1 protein-coding gene is annotated in these 202 nt (G+C 37.6%); it reads right to left on the bottom strand.

Translation table 11 applies throughout. The features are described from left to right. Positions 1-202: hypothetical protein (locus J7R07_RS08245; protein WP_208436359.1), on the bottom strand; the 202-nt coding region annotated here is incomplete at both ends.

The raw sequence follows: 202 nt of genomic DNA, 5'->3' as shown, positions 1-202 counted from the left end.
AACTCTCATTAATCTGACCATTCCCAACATTATGAAGACCTACAGGAGCACGATCTTTGCCTTTGCCAAAAGTAACACTCGTATAATCCGTAGTGCTATTTTCACCTTCTGTTTTATCGTAAAGAACGACTGCTGAATCTTCAGATTGAAGATTGTTGGAAAGATCCTTCAAACTTTTATCTAGTTGGCCTTTATTAACAGC

It is taken from the genome of Bartonella phoceensis (genome assembly GCF_902825145.1).
GTDB lineage: Bacteria > Pseudomonadota > Alphaproteobacteria > Rhizobiales > Rhizobiaceae > Bartonella > Bartonella phoceensis.
The sequence above is the reverse complement of the archived record's forward strand: the minus strand, read 5'-3'. Positions and strand labels throughout refer to the sequence as shown.